Raw genomic sequence first — 16,419 nt, 5'->3', positions numbered from 1 at the left:
ATAAAATTTCCTGCGATTAGAAGTACTCGTGTTAAGGAGGATTTTGAGACCATTGGAAACCCTTCTTTCTATATAGTGATACTTTACACGACAGAACAGCAAAAAAGATTCAAGGTCTATTAATTTCTTGATAGAACATATACTCTTAAAGAAACTATTCTAAAAACTAGGCGTCTTGACTACAAATGGAAATTAAAGGAGCTACGTTTATGAAAACATTCGCCTACTCGTCTTTAACTATCCTCCATCTCGTATATTTGCTAACCATCTTTGTTTGGTATGCAACGATAGGGAATGGCGTGGTTCAAGAACTTCTGGTATTTGATTTTAGAGGGTTCTGGGAGCAGTTCCAGGACTCAGGTATTAATACAACTCTGGTAATTCTTGCTGGAATTTATCCATTTTACGTTATCCCCTTGATGATAGCGGGTTGGTGGTTTATCGATAAACATCCTAAGAGTGTCCTATGGTTGACTGCTGTCCCGCTCTTTTTCGTACTTTTAGTACTAGGTGTTGTATTCTATTTTCTTATTTCCCTGTCGCAGATTTTTTAAGGAGGTCTTTTTGTGAAACGCCCATTTGCAATTTCGATTGCGATCTTTCAAGCAGTCTATTTGTCTTCAATTTATATTTGGTTCGTAGCTTTTAATGTGAAAGAAAAAGGCTATCCATTTGAGTTCTATTCACTGAGTTCAGGATCTGATTTACTTTTGAACTTATACACACATTATCCAGTCCTTCTAATTCTGTTCTGTGGATTCGTCTGGTATCTACTTCCACGTTTCCCGTTGACTGCATTCATAGTGAATTCATTACCCATCTTGATTGGGATCGGCTACGGACTTGTATTTTTATTTATGCTACTAACGTTTCCTGATATGTCTTGATACTTCGAGAGCACCCGCTGTGGTGCTCTTTTTATGTCAACTTACTAAACCGTCTAGTTTCTCCGGTCCATTCCACTTTAAACACTTCTGGATTTCGCATGGACTTCCAATCTTTAAACCCAAATTCGTTGGAAATATGTCCTAATAGCAATGCAATCAAATTTCCGTGCGAAACGATAGCGATACAGTCTCAGGTCCAGTAGCAAGTTCATTGAATACGACAACGATTCGAGACGTCGCCGCATCTCCAGACTCCCCGCCTTCAAAGGATATCTGGGAATCTTGAAAACTCATTTCAAGCTTTTCCATCCAATCAGGTAAATTCTCGGAACTCAGCACACGTTCCATCAACCGATTGTCTTGTTCTACTTTGATTTGTTGGTTTTGTGCGAAAGGAGTGATTGTTTCCATCGCACGCGTGTAGGGACTTGAAACGATGCGAGTGATCGGAAATTCCTTTAAAGTTTCAGCTAATTTGATGGCTTGCGATTCACCTGCGGGAGTGAGAGGGGCAGAAGGTTCTTGACCTGTAGCTGAACAGTGACGAATGAGTAAAAAAGTAGTCATAAAATCGATCCTTTCTATAAGTAGCTACTCTTTAGTATAGAGGAAGAAGTTGCAGATTTTATATTCTCCTAATATTTTCTCTCTTGACATCATGGTGTGAGGCATTTATTCTATGTGTAACCGGTTACACATAACTGATTTATGCTTAAGTGGACTTTAAAGAGAGTTCTGCGGACCACGAGACGTCTTACGAAGACCACACAAAACCACTAGAGGAGGCAATCGAATGGCGACCATACGAGATGTAGCAAAACACGCAGGCGTATCCGTCGCCACAGTTTCCCGTTACTTGAACGGCAAAGGATACGTTGGAGCAGACACTGCACAAGCTGTGCAGCGTGCTATCAACGACCTAAATTACGAGATGAATTCCGTTGCACGCAGTTTGACGACGAAGCAGTCCAACTTAATTGGACTCATCTTGCCTGACATCACGAACCCCTTCTTCCCGGAACTCGCACGAGCGGTTGAAGACGTGGCGCTTACTTATGGCTACACCGTCGTACTCTGTAATTCGGACGAAAATCCAGAAAAAGAGAAAAACTATATCGAAACACTTCAAAAGAAATACGTCGCTGGTTTTATCGTGACCTCAAGTCAACAGAACCGAGACGTCTACATGGAACTGAAAAAGCCGATGGTCGCACTTGACCGACCGATTGATGTGTCCATCCCATGTGTCATTTCAAGCAACCGTCAAGGTGTGAAAGACAGCACTTGTAGCTTGATCGAGTCAGGTTGCAAAGAATTGTTGTTCGTGGAAGGACCGAATCACATTCAGTCAGCTAGCGAGCGGAAGCAAGGTTTTGAAGAAGCGATGGCGGAAGTGACCAACGTGAATGAACACCATATTCAAGCCAACTTCCATTTTGATGAATCCTACGAAAAAGTGAAAGCGTATGTAACGGCTCATCCTGAAGTGGACGGTATAGTCACAAGCAGTGATGTGGCAGCGCTTGGTGCGATTCGAGCTTGTACGGAACTTGGACTTGTGATTCCACAAGACATCCAAATCATAGGTTTTGATGGAATTCAGTTAGGTGAGATGCTGTCACCGCCATTATCGACTGTGCGCCAGGATATCTATAAACTCGGAGCCATGGCAGCCCGTATCTTAATTAAACAAATCGAGAAAGAACCACTCGAGTCATTGTATTACGAAGTGCCCGTGGAACTTGTACACCGCGGCACAACAAGGAGTTGACCACATGATTACAGTCATCGGAAGTATTAATATGGATCTGGTCGTTCGTACGGATCATTTCCCGAAACAAGGAGAGACGCGTCTCGGCAACTTATTTGCGACCATCCCAGGTGGCAAAGGTGCGAACCAAGCAGTCGCTGCAGCGCGACTTGGTGCTGACGTCAAGTTGCTTGGAGTTGTAGGCAATGACGCTTTCGGTCACGAACTGACGCAGACATTGAAAAACGAAGGTATTCATACACAGGCAATCCAACAAGTCGAAGAACCAACAGGAATTGCAAATATCCTAGTCTCCAACAAAGACAATCGCATTATTGTCGTGCCCGGTGCCAATCACAAATGGGACGCACAAATGATTCAAGCAATGGAAGCTATTATTCCAAAGAGCAAAGTAGTCGTATTTCAGCTAGAGATTCCCGTCGATATGGTGAGAAGAGGGCTTGCGCTATGTAAAGAGCATGGTGTCCAAGCGATTTTAAATCCAGCACCAACGGATGCATTTACAGAAGAATTACTAGAATACGGTGCATTACTTACACCGAACGAATCCGAAGCGGAAACGATTTGGGGAGCAGATTGGAAGAACGCGATTGGCGAGTTTCCTAATCAAGTCGTAGTGACGCTCGGTGAGGATGGGGCCATGTATCCAGGAACGACTGATGCTGTATATGTAACCGGTTACCCAGTCGAAGTCGTAGACACGACGGGGGCAGGGGACACATTCAATGGGGCACTTGCATACGGCTTATCCCAAGACTGGGAGCTGTCAAAAGCTATCGAATTCGCCAACGCAGCTGCTTCATTATCTGTAGAAGCGCTTGGAGCACAAACGGGTATGCCAGCACTACAAGCTGTAATGGAAAGGATGACACGATGAAGAAACAAGGCATCTTGAATAGAGAGCTTGCAGGAATCCTTGCAAAGATGGGCCACACCGATCAGCTTGTTATCGCAGATTGTGGGTTACCGATTCCAGACGGAGTACGTTGCATCGACTTATCATACACACTTGGAAAGCCAACTTTTCTCGATATCGTGGAAGCGGTCACAACAGACTTCCAAGTTGAGAAAGCTATTGTTGCAACCGAGTTACCTAAACATAATCATTCCGTTCATCAAGAGCTTGATGACAAGTTTGAACTCACCTATATTTCGCACGAAGAATTAAAAGAAGTGTCTAAACAAGCCAAGGTCATTATTCGCACAGGAGAAGCAACACCTTACGCAAACATCGTGTTGCAATCAGGAGTCATTTTTTAAACGGAGGTGAAACGCATGTTACAGATGAAAGGGATCACCAAAGCATTCAGCGGCAACGTCGTCCTTCGAGACGTCCAATTTGACCTCGAACCGGGAGAAATCCACGCGCTAATGGGTGAGAACGGAGCCGGAAAGTCGACGATGATGAAAGTGTTGACTGGAATCCACCCAAAGGATGGCGGGACGATTCACTGGAAAGGTAAAGAGGTCACTTTCAAGTCGCCTCAACAAGCAGAAGAGGCTGGCATCGCTGTTATCCACCAAGAACTTAACATATTGCCGTACTTATCGATTGCGGAAAATTTGTTCCTTGGAAAAGAAGAAACGCTTGGCAAGACCGGAATCTTGAAGACGAAAAAGATGGAAACGGAAGCGAAAGAACGTCTCGCGGCACTTGGACTTCATGTTGATCCTGCAGCAGAGGCTGCAACTTTGTCAGTCGGGCAACAGCAAATCGTAGAGATTGCGAGAGCACTATCATCAAATGCAGAAGTCATTATTATGGATGAGCCGACTGCAGCGCTAACAGACCGTGAGATTGAACAACTCTTCAAAACGGTACGATCGCTGAAAGATCAAGGCGTAGCGTTCATTTACATTTCGCACCGTATGGAAGAAATCTTCGCCATCTGTGACCGAATCACCGTACTGCGTGACGGCGAATGGGTTGGCGTGAAACGCATAGCGGACACAAACTTCGATGAAATCGTTCAGATGATGGTAGGCCGCGCACTTGGAGACCGCTTCCCGAATCGCACTTGTGAAGTCGGTGAGACCGTTCTTGAAGTGACAGGACTCGCACGTGAACCTTATTTCCGAGACATCTCGTTCGATGTGAAAAAAGGTGAGATCGTTGCTTTAGCTGGTCTGATGGGAGCAGGTCGTACGGAAATCGTTCAGTCGCTCTTTGGATACCGCAAAGCATCAGCTGGTGAAGTGAAGATTAACGGGAAGGTCGTCAAGATTAGCTCGCCTTATGATGCTATTGGCCACGGATTAGGCTATGTTACGGAAGATCGTAAGAGTGAAGGGTTAATCCTCGACTTTAGCGTTGAAGAAAACATCAGCCTCACGAATTTTAAAGATCTTTCTGCTAACGGCTTGATGTCAGCAAAGAAAGAACGTGCGCTATTTGACCGCATGAAAGAGAGACTTGGCATTCGTACTTCGAGTCCAGAGCTGCCAGTGAAATCCCTCAGTGGAGGGAATCAGCAAAAAGTTGTCCTCTCGAAATGGCTCGGTACAAACCCGTCGATTCTGATTCTCGATGAACCGACTCGCGGTGTCGATGTCGGAGCGAAAAAAGAGATTTATTCCATCATGAACGAACTCGCTGAAAAAGGTGTCGCGATTGTCATGATTTCTTCAGAACTTCCGGAAGTACTCGGTATGGCGGATCGTGTTCTCGTCATGCATGAAGGAAAACTAACGGCGAACTTAGACAATCAAGACTTAACGCAAGAACAGATTATGCATTATGCCACAGGAGGTGGAGCGCGTGTCTAGTACAACAGCGAAATCAAAACAAGGTGTGCTTCAAAAGTTAGTGCCGTTCTTAGGCCTGTTTTTAATCATCACTATCATTACGATTCTAAATCCCGATTTCTTATCGGTGAACAACTTATTGAATGTCCTTCGACAAGTATCCATCAATGCCATCATCGCATTTGGAATGACTTTCGTTATTTTGACGGGTGGAATTGATCTATCTGTTGGTTCCATCTTGGCTCTTACAGGAGCAGTCACTGCCGGAATGATGGCAGGGGGCACAGACCCGATTCTTGCGATGTTACTTGGCTTGATTCTTGGAGCCCTACTTGGAGCCGTAAACGGTGTCTTGATTGCTAAAGGAAACGTGGCACCATTTATTGCGACACTAGCTACGATGACCATCTACCGCGGGTTAACTCTCGTTTATACAGAAGGCCGCCCGATTTCAGGACTTGGTGATTCCTTGACATTCCAGATGCTCGGGAAAGGGTATTTCTTCGGAATCCCAGTACCTGTTGTCACGATGCTCGTAAGCTTTGGTATTTTATACTTTATCTTGAAGAAGACGACGTTTGGCCGCCGCGTCTATGCGGTAGGTGGGAACGAAGAAGCTTCGAAGTTATCCGGTATTAAAACAGGTCGCATAAAGATTTATGTTTACGCATTAACAGGTTTCTTATCAGCACTCGCTGCCTTGATTTTAACGTCTCGTCTCAACTCGGCTCAACCGACAGCAGGTCAGATGTTCGAACTCGACGCTATCGCAGCAGTAGTTCTTGGTGGTACAAGTTTGACTGGCGGTCGTGGTTGGATCGTCGGAACGTTGATCGGTGCATTGATCATTGGAGTTCTTAACAATGGGTTAAATCTTATTGGGGTTTCGTCCTTTTTCCAGCAAGTTGTTAAAGGGCTTGTCATATTATTCGCGGTTCTAATCGACCGTAAAAAATTGATTTAAGGGGAGAGAGTCACATGAAAAAACTTTGGTTACTAGTTAGTCTTGCAGCAGTTTTGTTCCTAGCCGCTTGTTCTTTGGATTCACCTACATCAAATGAATCAGAAGGAACAGGTTCTGAAGGATCTTCTGAAGGAACACCAACAATCGGGTTCTCTGTTTCAACATTGAACAACCCATTCTTCGTAACGTTAACAGACGGAGCGAAAGCAAAAGCTGAAGAACTTGGCGCTGAACTTTCAGTAGTAGACGCACAAGATGACGCAGCGAAACAAGCCTCTGACGTAGAAGACTTGATTCAACAAGGCGTTGATTTCATTCTAATTAACCCAGTGGACTCTGCAGCAGTAGCAGCAGCAGTCGAATCTGCAAATGCAGCAGATATTCCGGTAATCACTTTAGATCGTTCTGCTGAAGGTGGCGAAGTCGTTGCACACGTCGCTTCTGATAACGTGGCAGGCGGGAAGATGGCTGGAGAATACTTAGTATCTCTTATCGGTGAAGGCGCACAAGTTGCTGAGCTTGAAGGAGTACCAGGTTCATCTGCAGCTCGCGAACGTGGCGAAGGCTTCAACTCTGTAGCGACAGAACAATTAGATGTAGTGGCGAAACAGACAGCTAACTTCAACCGTGCAGAAGGTCTTTCTGTAATGGAAAACATCCTTCAGTCGAACCCAGACATCAAAGGGGTATTTGCTCACAATGATGAAATGGCTCTAGGAGCTCTTGAAGCAATCGAAGCAGCTGGCAAAGATATCGTAGTTGTCGGATTCGATGCAACGGATGACGCAGTAGCTTCTGTAGAAGATGGTCGCTTAGCGGGAACTATCGCTCAGCAACCAGCGATGATCGGTGAAATCGGCATTGAAACAGCAATGAAAGTTCTTGCTGGCGAAGAAGTAGAAGCTAGTATTCCAGTTGAACTGGAGTTAGTAGGACAAGAATAATAGTTAGAGGAAGCGTCTGCTGCGGCAGGCGTTTTTTATTTTGACTGAGCTGAATTAAATTCATAAAAATATTCTATAAAACTGTTTAATCATGCTAAACTATTCAAAGAATTGTCCGATAACTTCTATGAATCAGTCTATCTATCAGGAGGAGCGTATGAACGTGTTCAAGATACGGGATGAAATCGAAGTTGAAAAGATTGCCGCTCCTCGTTATGGTGTGGCAGTAATTGACGCTGTGTTGTCCATGGCTGACCGCAAAGAATTGCTGACGTTTTTGTTGGTACTCTTTTCGCCGGTAGTATTTTGGATGGAACATACGGTCATACCCAACCATATCGGACCGGATCTCTATTATGTGTTGATTTTTGGGTATAGTTTATTGTTTGACCGAAGGATTTATATCTTCTTGTTGTCATTAATTTTTGTAGGATTGCGCTATTATACATACTCAGCCGCCTTCACATCCCATGATTGGTTGATGCTTGCGCTCTTTTTTATACTCTATACAGGCATTGGTATCTTTTCCGTATCTGCACTTAAGATTTTACAAGAGGCACGCAGTACGGAGATGAAAAGTATTTATTCACTTCTACAAACCATTCAAATGCGCGATCATTACACAGCGCAGCATTCACGTAATGTAGCTGAAAAGTCAGTTTGGATAGCACAGCAAATGAATCTTCATTCCGAGTTCCAGCAAAATCTCTACATAGCCGGACTGCTTCACGATATCGGGAAGATAGCGATACCGGATTCAATCTTAATTAAGCCCGATTCGCTGACGGTCCAAGAATATATTGAAATTAAAAAACATCCGCAGCTTGGGATGGATCTTTTGCAACATGCTCCTGTCATGCGCAATCAAATCATTCGAGATGCGATTCTTTATCACCACGAACGCTATGACGGCAATGGCTATCCTGTAGGACTTATCGGGGAGCAGATTCCACTATCGGCTCGTATCATGGCTATTGCGGATACATATGATGCGATGACCACAAACCGCGTCTATCAACGAAAACGTTCGCCGGAAGAAGCGATTCGCATTATCAAAGAAAACGCAGGAACTCAGTTCGACCCAAAAATCGTGGATGCGTTTACTGTTATGATGAAAAACAAATTACCTGAGATGCGCAAAGTCGTGTCCTTGTAAGCAAGGAGGCACTTCATGAATACAACATTTCAGCTGCCAGAAGGATTATTAGGATTTGAGGATATTCAGGAATTGACGCTCACCCCTGTCGACGTTCCATTTGATGCGACATTTTATGAGCTTCAATCGTCCGAAGTAGGAATCGGTTTTATAGCTGTTGATCCGTTCAAGATTGAATCAAGTTATAAGGTTGCCTTAGACGAAGATACGTTAGAGAAGTTAGAAGTTGAGGCTTCTGAAGATGTGATTGTGTTGTCGCTTGTCACACTGAAGAAATCGCTCGATACGTCTACCACTAATTTAAAAGCACCTTTAATATTTAATCTTCGCACGAAGAAAGCAATCCAGTGGGTCCACACTTCAACAGATTTTTCCGTGAAGCACCCGTTGAAGGGGGACGCTTAGATGTTAGTGCTTGGACGCAAAGTAGGCGAGACCATTCACATTGGGCAAGATATCGAAGTGACAATCACTGCCATCGAAGGCGATGTGGTGAAGCTTGGGATACGAGCTTCCAAAAGTGTCCCGGTTCATAGGCAAGAAGTCTTCGAAGAAATTCGTAAAGAAAATCAAGCTGCAAGTGCTTCTTTAGAACAATTGAAAAAGTTTACAAAATAATTTTTAAAAAACACTAAACTCTTTTTTCTACTCTCCGATATAAAGTATGTAGGGCATCAAGACACGGATGTCGCGCCCTAACATTACATCTACATGGAGGTAGAAATCATGATTATCAATAACAACTTAGCAGCACTAAACACGCACCGCCAAATGGGCCAAGTATCTGGCGCAGCACAAAACTCAATGGAGAAATTATCTTCTGGTCAACGCATCAACAAAGGTGCAGATGACGCAGCTGGTCTTTCGATCTCTGAGAAAATGCGTAACCAAATCCGTGGTCTTGAGCAAGCACAACGTAATGCGCAAGATGGCGTATCTTTGATCCAAACGGCCGACGGTGCTCTTGGTCAAGTTCACGATATCCTTCAACGTGTTCGTGAGTTAGTGGTTCAAGCTGGTAATGGAACAAATAACACAGAAGAGCTAGATGCAATTAACGGTGAAATCGGTGAGTTGATTGATGAAACAGACAGCATCACTTCTCGTACAAAATTCAATGGGATCAGCATTTTAACAACTTCTGATGGAACAGTAGCTGGTTCTACAGCAGCTATTACACTACAAGTTGGTGCAAACGGATCAGAATCTTTAGACTTAGCAGCAATTGATATGTCTACACATGGCCTAGGTTTAAAAACTGCAGGGGTATCAGATATTGATGTGACAGATTTTGCAACTACCGACTTTGATACTCAACTTCAAACTGTTGACGATGCAATTGCTGCAGTTTCTAAGCAACGTTCTTCATTCGGCGCTACTCAAAATCGTTTGGAGTTCACTACAAACAACTTGGCTTCAACTTCTGAGAACTTAACAGCAGCTGAATCACGTGTACGTGACGTGGACATGGCGAAAGAAATGATGGAGTTCACTAAGAACAACATCTTAACTCAAGCTTCTCAAGCGATGCTTGCACAAGCAAACCAACAGCCACAAGCAGTACTTCAATTACTTCGATAATTTTTACAACTAAGTCTCCTTCGGGGGGCTTTTTTTATTGGGAAAGTCAAAAAGTCCTCGCAACGATGAGCTAGATTCCGTATGATAAAAGAAACAATACGTGAAAGGAGTCTCCTATGACGTCGCTCATTGATTCCAACTGGTTCTATTTAAAGACCATGCAAACTTTATCTCAGCCGCAACTGTCACCTAATCAGTCCCAAACGGATTCAGCGAAATCTATGTTGTTTTCTAACATGCTCGAATCCGTGATGAGCGGCTCTTCCACCATGCACTGGGTACCGACTTCTCAAGTTACTCCGTCTCAAACGAGTCCAGTCTATTGGAGTTCAGTAGGTCCAGAAACCTCTCAAATCCAAACAGTGGTTCAGCAAGCAGTCACTAATACTGGTACAATTGATCAACTGTCGTTTCGTCCAGTCGGTCTTTTAGAAATGGAGAAGCATTTAAGTGGGAAGTTATCTGGTACTGCTAAAGATTTCATCACAGCAGGGCAAAAATACAATCTCAATCCGCTTTTTTTAGCCGCTATCGCGCAGCATGAAACAGGAAATGGTTCCTCTCGTGCCATCCTCGAAAAGAATAATGTCGCTGGAATGATGGGGCGCAATGGGCTTCGTACCTATTCGACACTGCAAGAAAGCATAGATGGCATGGCGAGTAACCTTCGTCGAAATTACTTGAATCAAGGATTGACAACCATTTCTCAAATTGGAGCAAAATATGCACCGGTTGGAGCATCTAACGACCCAACAGGTCTTAACAATCACTGGGTGACCGGTGTTACTAAAAAACTGAATGCTTTCGCTTAAACACTTGCCGATGCAAGTGTTTTTATTTTTTATCCGATCGTCTAACTAAACTCGCTCCCAGGAAAGATTTCAACAAAAAGACTTAACTTGTTTTATTGAAATCTTCCTTAGGAGCATCTTTTCTAGATTTCGTCTAAAGTTTCCTCAAAAGCTACCGATATAACATATAACGAGCGACGAAGGAGCGATATATGCCATGGACATCCAATCACTGACCTTTCCAGAACCAGCAAAAGTTGGGGAAGACGTAAAAATTGAGCCTACTATAAAGTTGAGTTTTAAGAAGCTACCAGATAAAAATCAAGAACCGCTTTCAAAACATGACGTCGAGGAAAGAATCAACCAGATGAATGACTGGATGGCTCCACATGCGACCGAAATTCGCTTTCAACTTCATGAAAAATTAAACGATTACTTCGTACAAGTGATTGATCCGCAAACTGAAGAAGTGCTGCGTGAGATTCCGAGTAGAAAAGTATTGGATTATTATGCGTCCGTTGCGCAGAAGCTAGGATTACTGGTCGACGAACGCTATTAAATGAGGTGATAAGATGAGAATCACAGGATTAGGGTCCGGAATGGACATTGATTATATGGTAAAAGAAATGATGACAGCAGAGCGAATTCCTTTAGACAAGCTCAGTCAAAAAAAGACTTGGACCGAGTGGCAAAAAGATGCCTACCGCTCCACAAATTTAGCATTAACTAGCTTCCGTTCGGCATTTGAAGGATTGCGTTTCAGCAGTGCTTTCAATGCTTATACAGCTTCGACTTCTGGTACTGCTGCGTCAGCTCGTGCAACAGGTGCTACGGTTCCGGGAAGCTATGAAATTACTGTTCAGTCGCTCGCTCAAGGTGCAAAAGTCCACTCTGCAACAGAAATCAAAGAGACCGATGGCACAAAGACAAAAGGCACTTCAGCAGTGGGGACGGCTGGAACCATTACTATTAAAGATGCTAGTGGCGCAGTTGTGGGTGCGGCAGTTGATATCACAGATACGATGACGATGGCAGAAGTGGCATCAAAGATTCAAACAGCCACTGCGGGTCAAACTACGGAGCTTCGAGCAGGCTTTGACGATACGACGTCTCGCTTTTTCTTCTCAACTAAGAACATGGGAGACAACCAAAACTTTACGATTGAGTTCAGTACGCCGGAGCTCGGAGAACGTGTGCTAGGAGAGCCTGGGATTCAGCAACTTTCCACTGCTACAGCAGGAACTACAAACGTCACGGCAGCAGCAAATGGCAGCTTTTTATACGACGGCATTCCCGTTACAGGTCTTACTACAAATACGGCAACTGTAAACGGATTGACAGTCGATCTCAAAGCAGTCGGCACCTCAACGGTGACCGTGTCATCCAACACCGATGCGCCGTTTGAATCCATCAAAAAAGCTATCACGGCTTATAACGAAATGATTGAGAAGTTCGAGAAGCAGGTGACGGAGACTCGCTACAGAGACTTCCCTCCACTTACTGACGAGCAACGGAAGGAAATGAGCGAGAGCGAAGTCAAATTGTGGGAAGAAAAAGCGAAGAGCGGCTTACTCCGTTCCGACCCCATTCTTCGTGACACATTAACAAGTCTCCGCCGGGCGTTCTCAGACTCAGTAGAAGGGTTACCTGCGGGTGCTCTGAACACGTTATCAGCGATTGGTATTTCAACAGGGAATTTCCGTGAAGGCGGAAAGCTCAATATTGACGAGACGAAGCTACGCCAAGCACTTGCTGAAAAACCAGATGAAGTGATGCAGTTATTCACGGCTAAAACAGGAGCAACAGGAGTTGCAGAGCGTGTGTACAAAGAAGTGAATGAGTCGGTACGAAAACTTTCTGCTCGAGCAGGAGCTCCCAATTCACTAACTGATAACAGTGCGCTTACACAACGACTCAAATCTATGGATCAACAAATCCGTACGTGGCAAGATCGTTTAGTAGGTATTGAAGACCGTTACTGGAAACAGTTTTCGGCTATGGAGAGCGCAATGAACCAAATGAACCAGCAAAGTTCTTGGATTCAGCAAAATATGATGGGTGGATTCTAAAATGGCAGCGACTGAACATCCATTAGTCACAGTGACATCACAATTGAACGCCATCTGTGACCAGACTTTAGCTAATTTAAACGCGGATTCATTAGACGTGGGAATCGAAAATCTACAACAAGTTCTACTACAACGTCAAGCACTGCTAGACAATTGGAATAGAGAGCCTATAAAAGGCTTTGTAGAACTAAATCAACAAGTTCAAAAGAAGATGGAACGTATTTTTGCCCATACTGCCGAGCAAGTTCGCTCGGTTCGAGAGAAGCAGGTAGCCTCAAAGGCATATCGGCAACAAGCAGATGTCCAAGGCTCATTTTTTGATTCAAGAGAGTAAAGGAGGATAAGCAACGTGCATAGTGCGTACCAAACATATCAGACTACAGCCGTCCAAACAGCTACGCCTCAAGAGCTTTCTTTGATGCTCTATAATGGTTGCTTGAAGTTTATCAAGCTTGCCAACAAGGCACTCGAAGAAGGGAAAATTGAACAGAAACATACTAATTTACTGAAAGCACAAGCTATCATTTCCCAATTCAGAATTACTTTAGATATGGACGTGCCGATTTCAGAAAATCTAGATGCACTCTATGAATTTATTAACCAGCAGTTAGTTGAAGCAAATACAACAAATGATCAAGCGAAGCTCGCAGTTGCGGAAGAACTTGTGACAGAACTTCGGGATACATGGAAGACGATGATGAAAACCGCTGCAAGCGTATAGGGAAGAGGTGTCAGCAATGGATCGTACATCATGGATAGGGTTTATATTTGCCTTTGTTGTGCTTGTCGGTGGTTTGATTTTGAAAGGTTCAAGTCCAACCGTTTTACTTAACGGAGCGGCACTTGTAATTATATTTGCGGGAACGCTTGCTTGTATTTTGATTGCGTTTCCGATGGAAGAATTCAAAAAGATTCCGAAACTATTTGGAATCATCTTTAAAGACTCTAAAAGCTACACAGTTCGTGATTTAATTCCGTTATTCTCTGCTTGGACTGTTCTTGCACGTCGTGAAGGGTTGCTTGCATTAGAAGATGCAAGTGAGCAGACCGATGATGAGTTTTTGCGACGTGGTCTGCGCATGGTAGTAGATGGGGAGTCTAAGGATATGATCCGAGATCTACTTGAAGAGGATATTGCGGCAATGGAAGAACGGCATGCAGTTGGAGCGAAGATTTTTACTCAAGCGGGTACCTATGCTCCTACACTAGGAGTACTAGGCGCGGTAATTGGTCTTGTAGCGGCACTAAGTCACTTAGAAGACGTAGCCCTTTTAGGGAAGTCCATTTCAGCTGCGTTCATCGCCACCTTGTTTGGGATTTTCTCCGGCTATGTCATGTGGCATCCATTTGCAAATAAATTGAAGCAAAAGACAGCTAATGAAGTGCAAATCAAGCAAATCATGATTGAAGGAATCTTGGCCGTGCAAGAAGGCTTACCGGCTCGAGTCGTGGAGGAGAAGTTGAAGACCTACTTGCCTTCAAAAGAACGTGATTTGACAGTACCTGTTGGTAAGAAAGGCACTGATAAAGTAGGTGACGAAGTTGAAGCGTAAAAAGAAACATGATGAACATATTGACGAGTCTTGGCTCATTCCCTACGCGGATATATTAACTTTACTTCTTGCCCTGTTCATCGTGTTGTTTGCTTCAAGTCAGATTGATCAAAAAAAGTTTGAGGCGGTTGCGGAATCTTTTGCCAGTGAACTGGATGGCGGAACCGGGATATTAGATTCCAACTCTCCAACAGACATGGAAGATGACGGGACGTCGAGTCAGATTCCATCCATCATTGATCAAGAAGTGGAGAAAGATGATACGGAAACAGAACCGGGTGCTGGAGGAGACTCTGATGTTGAAATCGATGCAACGGAGCTTTACACAGCCGCACAAGATCAAAAAGAGCTTGAACAGATGCAGCAAGCATTCCAAGAATTTGCAGAAGAGAATGGAATCGAAGCACGTGTCACTACGGAACTTGATAACAGAGGTCTAGTGGTCAAGCTACGAGAAGGTGTCTTATACGAGTCAGGTAGTGCTGACTTGAATGGAGATGCTGCTAAACTTGCCAGAGAAATCTCACAAATGTTCGAATCTGAAGTACCTCGGACGATTTATATTGAAGGACATACCGATAACGTCCCAACGAATCAGTCAGAATATCCTACGAACTGGGAACTCAGCTCTGCTCGAGCCATCAACTTTATGAAAATCATCTTGGAAAATTCCGAACTTGATCCAAGAAAGTTCAGTGCGACCGGTTACGGAGAATACCGCCCGATTGCTAGTAATGACACAGCACAGGGTAAAGCTGAGAATCGGCGCGTGGAAATTGTCATTTCGCGCTTTATAGAACAAGAGTTAGAGGAGTGAGCACCATGAAGCGCATACTGATCATTGTAGTCATAGCTTTGGCAATTCCTATTGGAGGGTACTTTGGCTACGGATATTACCAAGATAAAGCAGCTGCTGCAGAAGAAGCAAAAAAAATTGAAGAGATTGCGTTGAAGCGGTTCATGACCGACACCATTACTACAAATTTAGCTACTAACGAATTTTCTATCGTCCAGTTCGCAGTAGAGATGGAAGAAGTCGAGGGGCGAGAGCAACTTGATCATTACAGTCCAGAAGTACGAGCTGCAGTTATTTCAACGATGACGAGTCTAACTCGAGAAGACGTTCAAGGGCCAAAGGGACTTGAAACGCTCGAGACCATGATGCAGACGGCAGTACAAGACATCGTCCCGGATCACAAAGTAGTTCGTGTCATGGTGACGGAATTTAAAGTACAATAGGGACTAAACAAATAGGAAATTGATCCGATACTATAAGTAACAAGGTGGTGACAGAAATGAATGTGGATAAAACCGGGAACTCTCCCCATGTTCACACGTATCCGAAGACGGTGAAAGTCCAGCAAGTCAAACCCGCAACACCAGGTTCGAGTGAAGACCATGTTCAAATCTCAAACCAAGCACAGGAACTTTACAATAAATCGGCAAAAGATGCTATTCGACAAGAGAAAGTTCAAGCATTGAAGCAACAAATAGAGATGGGAACTTTCCAAGTGGATAGCAAACGAATTGCACAAGACCTCACCGATTTCTGGTTAGGAAAACAAGGAGACAACCAATGAGTGAACAAGGAACGACCATGCTACACTATATGAGCGAGCTACTAGATGTTGCTCAAAAGAAGCAGCAAGCCATCGTGAACCGTGAAGTCACTGAACTGGATCTATTAAACAAACAAGAAATTACGCTTCTGAAACAGCTTTCCCAATTTGAAAGACAAAGCTTAACTGAAGTATCTGAAGATGTGGGAAGCGAACTGGTTCGCTATCAACTTGCCCTCAGAGAGCAGCTCAAAGTGAATGAGGAATTGCTTCGAGATGCTTTGCAATTCACCCAACATATGTTGAGCCAGTTAACGGAACAGAACGATTCACCAGGCTATCAACCACGCCAAGCGCAGGTTCAGAGCCGCCCAATGGCATTCGATCATAAAGCATAAC

The 16,419-nt window shown here is 44.0% G+C and carries 23 protein-coding genes; 22 read left to right on the top strand and 1 reads right to left on the bottom strand.

Going from position 1 to position 16,419, the window contains the following annotated elements:
• The first annotated feature begins 209 nt into the window (after positions 1-209).
• On the top strand, positions 210-554 hold the full coding sequence (locus CF394_RS06640) for a hypothetical protein (RefSeq protein ID WP_094942447.1): 345 nt from the start codon (positions 210-212) through the stop codon (positions 552-554).
• Positions 555-566: 12 nt separating this feature from the next.
• Positions 567-887 (top strand): hypothetical protein, encoded by a 321-nt coding sequence (locus CF394_RS06635; RefSeq protein WP_094942446.1) that lies wholly within the window; start codon positions 567-569, stop codon positions 885-887.
• 156 nt (positions 888-1,043) lie between these two features.
• Here CF394_RS06635 and CF394_RS06630 read toward each other — a convergent pair whose 3' ends face one another.
• Positions 1,044-1,454, bottom strand: coding sequence for a histidine phosphatase family protein (locus CF394_RS06630; protein ID WP_094942445.1), 411 nt, complete (start codon positions 1,452-1,454; stop codon positions 1,044-1,046).
• A 226-nt stretch (positions 1,455-1,680) separates the two neighbouring features.
• Here CF394_RS06630 and CF394_RS06625 point away from each other — a divergent pair, with 226 nt between their 5' ends.
• From CF394_RS06625 to CF394_RS06530, 20 genes are all read left to right on the top strand, one after another.
• A complete protein-coding gene (locus tag CF394_RS06625) occupies positions 1,681-2,658 on the top strand; it encodes a LacI family DNA-binding transcriptional regulator (protein WP_094942444.1) in 978 nt (325 codons plus the stop codon).
• 4 nt (positions 2,659-2,662) lie between these two features.
• A complete protein-coding gene (rbsK, locus tag CF394_RS06620) occupies positions 2,663-3,535 on the top strand; it encodes a ribokinase (RefSeq protein WP_094942443.1) in 873 nt (290 codons plus the stop codon).
• Positions 3,532-3,918 (top strand): D-ribose pyranase, encoded by a 387-nt coding sequence (gene rbsD, locus CF394_RS06615; RefSeq protein WP_094942442.1) that lies wholly within the window; start codon positions 3,532-3,534, stop codon positions 3,916-3,918. Before rbsK ends, rbsD begins: the two co-directional genes overlap by 4 nt.
• 15 nt (positions 3,919-3,933) lie before the next feature.
• Positions 3,934-5,424 carry a sugar ABC transporter ATP-binding protein gene (locus CF394_RS06610; protein ID WP_094942441.1) on the top strand — a complete coding sequence of 497 codons (1,491 nt, stop codon included), beginning with the start codon at positions 3,934-3,936 and terminating at the stop codon, positions 5,422-5,424.
• Entirely contained in the window at positions 5,417-6,367 is a 951-nt protein-coding gene (locus tag CF394_RS06605; protein ID WP_243370707.1) for an ABC transporter permease subunit, read from the top strand. Before CF394_RS06610 ends, CF394_RS06605 begins: the two co-directional genes overlap by 8 nt.
• Positions 6,368-6,381: 14 nt before the next feature.
• Positions 6,382-7,311, top strand: coding sequence for a ribose ABC transporter substrate-binding protein RbsB (rbsB, locus tag CF394_RS06600; RefSeq protein ID WP_094942439.1), 930 nt, complete (start codon positions 6,382-6,384; stop codon positions 7,309-7,311).
• Between the two features lie 157 nt (positions 7,312-7,468).
• Complete coding sequence (locus CF394_RS06595) at positions 7,469-8,467, top strand: HD-GYP domain-containing protein (RefSeq protein ID WP_165767481.1); 999 nt, start codon at positions 7,469-7,471, stop codon at positions 8,465-8,467.
• Positions 8,468-8,482: 15 nt separating this feature from the next.
• A complete protein-coding gene (locus tag CF394_RS06590; RefSeq protein ID WP_094942437.1) occupies positions 8,483-8,872 on the top strand; it encodes a flagellar assembly protein FliW in 390 nt (129 codons plus the stop codon).
• Positions 8,873-9,085, top strand: coding sequence for a carbon storage regulator CsrA (gene csrA / locus CF394_RS06585; RefSeq protein ID WP_094942436.1), 213 nt, complete (start codon positions 8,873-8,875; stop codon positions 9,083-9,085).
• 108 nt (positions 9,086-9,193) lie between these two features.
• The gene (hag, locus tag CF394_RS06580; RefSeq protein WP_094942435.1) at positions 9,194-10,048 is read left to right on the top strand and encodes a flagellin Hag; all 855 of its coding nucleotides are present in this window, start codon (positions 9,194-9,196) and stop codon (positions 10,046-10,048) included.
• Positions 10,049-10,164: 116 nt separating this feature from the next.
• Positions 10,165-10,860, top strand: coding sequence for a glucosaminidase domain-containing protein (locus tag CF394_RS06575; protein ID WP_094942434.1), 696 nt, complete (start codon positions 10,165-10,167; stop codon positions 10,858-10,860).
• Between the two features lie 196 nt (positions 10,861-11,056).
• Complete coding sequence (locus tag CF394_RS06570) at positions 11,057-11,398, top strand: flagellar protein FlaG (RefSeq protein ID WP_094942433.1); 342 nt, start codon at positions 11,057-11,059, stop codon at positions 11,396-11,398.
• Positions 11,399-11,411: 13 nt separating this feature from the next.
• Positions 11,412-12,908: a flagellar filament capping protein FliD gene (gene fliD / locus CF394_RS06565; RefSeq protein ID WP_094942432.1), complete on the top strand. Its 1,497-nt coding sequence runs from the start codon at positions 11,412-11,414 to the stop codon at positions 12,906-12,908.
• A gap of 1 nt (position 12,909) precedes the next feature.
• A complete protein-coding gene (locus tag CF394_RS06560; protein ID WP_094942431.1) occupies positions 12,910-13,242 on the top strand; it encodes a hypothetical protein in 333 nt (110 codons plus the stop codon).
• A 15-nt stretch (positions 13,243-13,257) separates the two neighbouring features.
• On the top strand, positions 13,258-13,629 hold the full coding sequence (fliS, locus tag CF394_RS06555; protein ID WP_243370705.1) for a flagellar export chaperone FliS: 372 nt from the start codon (positions 13,258-13,260) through the stop codon (positions 13,627-13,629).
• Between the two features lie 16 nt (positions 13,630-13,645).
• On the top strand, positions 13,646-14,461 hold the full coding sequence (gene motA, locus CF394_RS06550; RefSeq protein ID WP_094942429.1) for a flagellar motor stator protein MotA: 816 nt from the start codon (positions 13,646-13,648) through the stop codon (positions 14,459-14,461).
• The gene (locus CF394_RS06545; protein ID WP_341476728.1) at positions 14,442-15,278 is read left to right on the top strand and encodes a flagellar motor protein MotB; all 837 of its coding nucleotides are present in this window, start codon (positions 14,442-14,444) and stop codon (positions 15,276-15,278) included. Before motA ends, CF394_RS06545 begins: the two co-directional genes overlap by 20 nt.
• 5 nt (positions 15,279-15,283) lie before the next feature.
• Complete coding sequence (locus tag CF394_RS06540) at positions 15,284-15,700, top strand: flagellar basal body-associated FliL family protein (protein WP_094942427.1); 417 nt, start codon at positions 15,284-15,286, stop codon at positions 15,698-15,700.
• A gap of 56 nt (positions 15,701-15,756) precedes the next feature.
• A complete protein-coding gene (flgM, locus tag CF394_RS06535) occupies positions 15,757-16,041 on the top strand; it encodes a flagellar biosynthesis anti-sigma factor FlgM (RefSeq protein WP_094942426.1) in 285 nt (94 codons plus the stop codon).
• The gene (locus tag CF394_RS06530; protein ID WP_094942425.1) at positions 16,038-16,418 is read left to right on the top strand and encodes a hypothetical protein; all 381 of its coding nucleotides are present in this window, start codon (positions 16,038-16,040) and stop codon (positions 16,416-16,418) included. The genes flgM and CF394_RS06530 overlap by 4 nt, the downstream gene beginning before the upstream one ends.
• The last annotated feature ends 1 nt before the right edge of the window (position 16,419 follow it).

Origin of the sequence: Tetzosporium hominis (genome assembly GCF_002265435.1) — a bacterium.
In the GTDB taxonomy this organism is placed as follows: Bacteria; Bacillota; Bacilli; order Bacillales_A; family Planococcaceae; genus Chryseomicrobium; species Chryseomicrobium hominis.
Note: the sequence above shows the minus strand (reverse complement) of the source record. Positions and strands in the feature narration are given on the sequence as shown.

Bases quoted from the DNA above. Each gene is read 5' to 3' on its own strand.
- rbsB (WP_094942439.1), top strand. From the start codon at position 6,382: ATGAAAAAACTTTGGTTACTAGTTAGTCTTGCAGCAGTTTTGTTCCTA.
- CF394_RS06625 (WP_094942444.1), top strand. From the start codon at position 1,681: ATGGCGACCATACGAGATGTAGCAAAACACGCAGGCGTATCCGTCGCC.
- CF394_RS06595 (WP_165767481.1), top strand. From the start codon at position 7,469: ATGAACGTGTTCAAGATACGGGATGAAATCGAAGTTGAAAAGATTGCC.
- CF394_RS06560 (WP_094942431.1), top strand. From the start codon at position 12,910: ATGGCAGCGACTGAACATCCATTAGTCACAGTGACATCACAATTGAAC.
- hag (WP_094942435.1), top strand. From the start codon at position 9,194: ATGATTATCAATAACAACTTAGCAGCACTAAACACGCACCGCCAAATG.
- CF394_RS06575 (WP_094942434.1), top strand. From the start codon at position 10,165: ATGACGTCGCTCATTGATTCCAACTGGTTCTATTTAAAGACCATGCAA.
- csrA (WP_094942436.1), top strand. From the start codon at position 8,873: ATGTTAGTGCTTGGACGCAAAGTAGGCGAGACCATTCACATTGGGCAA.
- motA (WP_094942429.1), top strand. From the start codon at position 13,646: ATGGATCGTACATCATGGATAGGGTTTATATTTGCCTTTGTTGTGCTT.
- CF394_RS06570 (WP_094942433.1), top strand. From the start codon at position 11,057: ATGGACATCCAATCACTGACCTTTCCAGAACCAGCAAAAGTTGGGGAA.
- CF394_RS06530 (WP_094942425.1), top strand. From the start codon at position 16,038: ATGAGTGAACAAGGAACGACCATGCTACACTATATGAGCGAGCTACTA.
- rbsD (WP_094942442.1), top strand. From the start codon at position 3,532: ATGAAGAAACAAGGCATCTTGAATAGAGAGCTTGCAGGAATCCTTGCA.
- CF394_RS06610 (WP_094942441.1), top strand. From the start codon at position 3,934: ATGTTACAGATGAAAGGGATCACCAAAGCATTCAGCGGCAACGTCGTC.
- flgM (WP_094942426.1), top strand. From the start codon at position 15,757: ATGAATGTGGATAAAACCGGGAACTCTCCCCATGTTCACACGTATCCG.
- CF394_RS06590 (WP_094942437.1), top strand. From the start codon at position 8,483: ATGAATACAACATTTCAGCTGCCAGAAGGATTATTAGGATTTGAGGAT.
- rbsK (WP_094942443.1), top strand. From the start codon at position 2,663: ATGATTACAGTCATCGGAAGTATTAATATGGATCTGGTCGTTCGTACG.
- CF394_RS06640 (WP_094942447.1), top strand. From the start codon at position 210: ATGAAAACATTCGCCTACTCGTCTTTAACTATCCTCCATCTCGTATAT.
- fliD (WP_094942432.1), top strand. From the start codon at position 11,412: ATGAGAATCACAGGATTAGGGTCCGGAATGGACATTGATTATATGGTA.
- CF394_RS06630 (WP_094942445.1), bottom strand. From the start codon at position 1,454: ATGACTACTTTTTTACTCATTCGTCACTGTTCAGCTACAGGTCAAGAA.
- CF394_RS06540 (WP_094942427.1), top strand. From the start codon at position 15,284: ATGAAGCGCATACTGATCATTGTAGTCATAGCTTTGGCAATTCCTATT.